Source organism: Gammaproteobacteria bacterium (genome assembly GCA_013696315.1).
Lineage (GTDB): Bacteria > Pseudomonadota > Gammaproteobacteria > JACCYU01 > JACCYU01 > JACCYU01.
This window is the reverse complement of record JACCYU010000034.1, coordinates 1-4522: the sequence shown is the minus strand read 5'-3', so window position 1 is coordinate 4522 and position 4522 is coordinate 1. Positions and strand designations below refer to the sequence as shown.

The 4522-nt window shown below is 60.9% G+C and carries 4 protein-coding genes; all 4 read left to right on the top strand.

Annotation, left to right across the window (positions count from 1 at the left end; genetic code table 11):
* The coding region (locus tag H0V34_02085) for a GTP 3',8-cyclase MoaA (GenBank protein MBA2490526.1) at positions 1–201 on the top strand (201 nt) is incomplete at its 5' end.
* Between the two features lie 156 nt (positions 202–357).
* Positions 358–1008 (top strand): response regulator transcription factor, encoded by a 651-nt coding sequence (locus tag H0V34_02080; GenBank protein ID MBA2490525.1) that lies wholly within the window; start codon positions 358–360, stop codon positions 1006–1008.
* Between the two features lie 77 nt (positions 1009–1085).
* Positions 1086–2429, top strand: a complete 1344-nt coding sequence (locus tag H0V34_02075; GenBank protein ID MBA2490524.1) for a sensor histidine kinase — start codon at positions 1086–1088, stop codon at positions 2427–2429.
* Between the two features lie 389 nt (positions 2430–2818).
* Positions 2819–4522 (top strand): TonB-dependent receptor (locus H0V34_02070; protein ID MBA2490523.1); only part of this gene is annotated, 1704 nt, incomplete at its 3' end.

Here is a 4522-nt window from a genome sequence, read left to right as displayed (position 1 = left end):
GCACAGGGCATGCTTTACACCTGCCTGTTCGCCACCAGCGGCCACGATTTCAGGAGTCTACTGCGCGAGGGCGCAAGCGATGAGCAGCTCGCGCGCCAAATCGAATCGATCTGGGGGCGGCGCGCGGATCGATACTCCGAACTGCGCAACGCGCGCCCGTTGCCGATGCCGAAAGTAGAGATGTCGTATATCGGCGGCTGAATCGCCAGCGTAAGGTGCTTGTGCATCTTGCGGATTCTATCGTCAGAGGTCGCCAGCCACCCACCGCGCTCCAGAACAGGGGCTCGGAAACAGGGACGAAGAACAGGCGTGTTCGATGCGACATCGGCGCGCGGTGTGACAAGCAAGAGAATATATATGCGCGACAGTAGCTATCCGCTAAAGATATTGCTCGTGGACGATCACGCGGTGGTGCGTGCGGGCTATCGCCGGCTGCTGGAGAATTCATCGCACCACATCAGCGTGTTCGAGGCCGATACCGGCGAACAGGCGTACGCGCGCTACACGCACGACCATTTCGATCTGGTGGTCATGGATCTTACCCTGCCCGGAATCGGCGGGCTGGAGGCCATCAGGCGCATCACTCAGCGCGATCGCGCGGCGCGTGTGCTGGTGTTCAGCATTCACGACGAAAGCGTCTTCATAGAGCGTGCGCTGCAAGCCGGCGCGCGCGGTTATATCAGCAAGAGCAGCGCTGCCGAAGTGCTGGTAGCCGCGGTCGAGCGTGTCGTGGGCGGCGACGTTTATCTGGGCCCGGGCATCGAGAAACGTCTGGCGGCTGTGAACCGTGCCGGTGCGGTCAATGTGCTGGGCGCGCTTTCGGTTCGCGAATTCGAAATTTTCCGGCTGCTGGCCGAAGGGCGCACGGTCAGCGAGATCGCGGCGCTGCTGTCTCTGAGCGTCAAGACGGTCGCAAACTACAACACGCAAATTCGTGGCAAACTCAAGGTCGCCAGCGCAGCCGAGCTCGCGCGGCTGGCGATACGGCATGGTGTCGTGTTGGTCTGACCGCGCGCGCCGTAGCCAAGTCGCTGAATAATACTGTTCCCGGAACGCCGCTGGAACCCAGAGGCGGCGATTGAATAATGAGCCTGCGCTTTCACCTCAATCTGTTAATCACCTTGCTGTTTCTGCTGGCGCTGCTGCTTGGTCTTTTCCTCGCGATCAACAATACCCGCCGCGCCGTGCAGGACGAATTGCAGTCCACGGTAACTCTGACTGTTCAATTGCTGGGCGAAACAATTGCCGCACTGGAGCCGCAAGGCAATCCGCGGGTCAGGACGCGCCTGGTCGAACGAATTGATGCGCTTGAGAACATCCGTCATCTGTGCATAGGGCTGTACGGTGAAAAGGGCGCGCCACCGTTGCAGAGTCGCGGCTGCGCGGGCGCAAAAACCGCACAGGCGCCCGGCTGGTTTCAAAATCTGCTAGCGCGGCAAAAGCTGGAATTTCGTCGGTCCATAACGCTGGACAGCGCGCCGTATTCGCAGCTTGTGGTTTACGCGGACCCGGCCGACGAAATCACGGAAGCCTGGCAGGACACCAGCGATCTACTGATTCTTATGGTCGGCTTCTGGCTGGCCGCCAACCTGGTGGTGTTTGTAACTCTGGGCGCCGCGATGCGGCCCATCGATACCATTCTGAAGGGCCTGAACGGCATCGAGCGCGGTAACTACCGTTTGCGGCTGCCGGTTTTCAGGCTGCCGGAGTTCGGGCGTATTTCCTCCAGTTTCAATCACATGGCCGGCGCGCTGGAAAAAAGTACGGCGGAAAACCGCTATCTCACGCAGAAATCTTTGGCTATCCAGGAGGAAGAACGGCGGCTGATGGCGCGCGAGCTCCACGACGAGCTGGGCCAGTGCCTAAGCGCGGTACAGGCCGATGCGGTCTCCATAAGCAAATGGAGCCGCGGCGTCGCGCCGCAGGTGCATGAGAGCGCGCAAGCCATCGTCTCGGTATCGTCGCGCGTTTTCGAGGTCATCCGCAACATGATTAAGCGGTTGCGCCCGGCGACCCTGGATGAGCTGGGCCTGGTGATCACCCTGGGGCAGACCATCGACGACTGGAACGCGCGTCATCCGGAGCAGTTCTGCCGCCTGCAGCATCGCGGCGAGGCGGATTTGAACAGCCTCGACGACACCGTCAGCATACATGTCTATCGGATCGTCCAGGAGTGTCTCACGAATATCGAGCGCCACGCGGGCGCCGAGCAGTTGTCGGTGAAGATCGAGACGTCGGCGCGGACAAGAGAGCTGCGCCTGTGCGTAACGGACAACGGGTGTGGTTTCGATATTCACGCTACCCGCACGGGACTGGGACTGATCGGTATGCGCGAACGCGCCAGCGTGCTGGGCGGTGCATTCGAGATCGAGACCGCGCCGGGTGAAGGTACGCGCGTGGCGGTGTGCCTGCCGATCCGCACGCAATAGCAGGCCCCACAACCGGCGTAACATTCGAATTGTTTGCCGCCGTAGATGCGGCAAAATCGCTCTGTTTTCGGGAAGATTTCCTATAGCCTGGATGTTATCCAGACATGCACAATACAGATGACGGTTCCTGTTAATCATTGCGACGTTACGCCTTTTGTGGCGGGCCCGGAAAGTCTGATTCCGGGCTTTTTTTTGCGCGCGCGTCGGATGCGACTCCCAAGACCTGCGAACCGAACCGCATGTTAGGAAAAACTCCTATAGGAAAATTTTCCGCCAGCTAACATAGTGCGGAATTGCTCGACTGCGGCCGCCGGAATGGCCGCTATGCCGCAAGGGGTACAGGGTCAATACAGGTCGACAACGACCATTCAAGCGGAGAGCCAAGTCCAATGCGTAGTGTGCGTAAGGTGGGGGTATTGACCGTCTCGGCGCTCGCAATAATCGGATTATCCGTGTCCGCGGGCCGTGTAAGCGCTCAGGGCGGTGCGGACGCGGCTCCCACAAGATCGCGCGCGGCGCCGCGCGCCGATATTGCACGCGAGAGTCCGGAGCAGGTTCAGATCGAGACGATCGACGTGATCGGTGTGACGCCGATGCACGGCACCGGCTTGCCGCGCTCGCAAATTCCGGCCAACGTCCAAACCGTCACGAGTGAGGAACTGGAAGACTCCCAGAGCGCGAACATCACCGAGTTCATGAACAACCGCCTTGGCAGCGTGCACGTTAACGATGGGCAGAACAATCCCTTGCAGCGCGACGTATCCTACCGTGGCTTCACCGCCTCGCCACTGCTGGGGCTGCCGCAGGGTTTGTCCATGTATCAGGACGGCGTGCGCATTAACGAGCCCTTCGGCGACACGCTTAACTGGGCGCTGATTCCGGAGTCGTCGATCGGCAGCATCAATGTCGTGCCCGGTTCGAATCCGTTATTCGGCCGCAACACCCTGGGCGGCGCGCTCTCGCTGCAAACCAAGACCGGCTTCACGCATCCCGGCACGCGCGCCGAGGTTTATACGGGCTCGTGGGAGCGTTACTCAACGCAACTGGAGCACGGCGGCAGCCGCGGTGACTGGGGCTGGTTCTTGACCGGCGAGTATTTCGATGAGCAGGGCTGGCGGGATTTTTCGCCCTCGGATGCGACCAAGCTGTTCGGTAATCTCAGCTGGAATCAGTCGGAGGCCACGACCTTCGATCTCAGTCTCAATCTGGCGGATACGGATCTCATCGGCAACGGCACCGTGCCTGCCGGTCTGCTGGCGCTGGATCGGACGGCGGTATTCACCGTACCGGATCAGACGCTCAACGATCTGGTGATGTTCAATCTGCGGGGCACGCACCAGGCGTCATCGTCAGTGCTGCTTACCGGCAACGTTTACTATCGCATGAGCGATATCGAGACCTTCAACGGCGACGATTCAGACTTTGAGGCCTGCGAAGATCCGGCCAATGCGGGCTTCGTCTGCTCCGCAGATGTGGACGCCGTCACCGGCGAGGAAACAGAGGCGGTGGTGGTGGATTCGCGGCTAGGCGCGGTGCCCGCGATCGCATCCGTCGGCGACGAGGATGCGGGCATCCCGGCAGGCACTTTGAATCGCAGCGAGACCGATCAGGACGGCTTCGGCGGCGGCCTGCAGGCGGCGTACCTCGAGGATCTGTTCGCGCGTCAGAATCAGTTCATTCTGGGCGCCGAAGTGGATCGCGGCGAGACGGATTTCAGTTCGAATACGGAGCTTGGCGCGCTGAACGCTAACCGCCGCGCCATCGCCAGCGGTTTTTTCGACTCGGAAGCATTTGTGGACGTGCAGAGCGACGTGAATAACTATAGCGTCTACTTCACGGACACGTTGTCGGTGACCGACGCGCTGGCGGTGACCGCCTCGGGCCGTTACAACTACACGGTAGTCAAGCTCGACGACCAGCTCGGCACCGCACTGAACGGCGATCACAAATACAGCCGCTTCAATCCGGCGCTGGGTGCCACGTACCAGCCAATCCCGGCAATCGGCGTTTACGGCGGCTACAGCGAATCCAGCCGCGTGCCGACTCCGGTAGAGCTGACCTGCGCCGACCCCAACGATCCCTGCCGGCTGCCC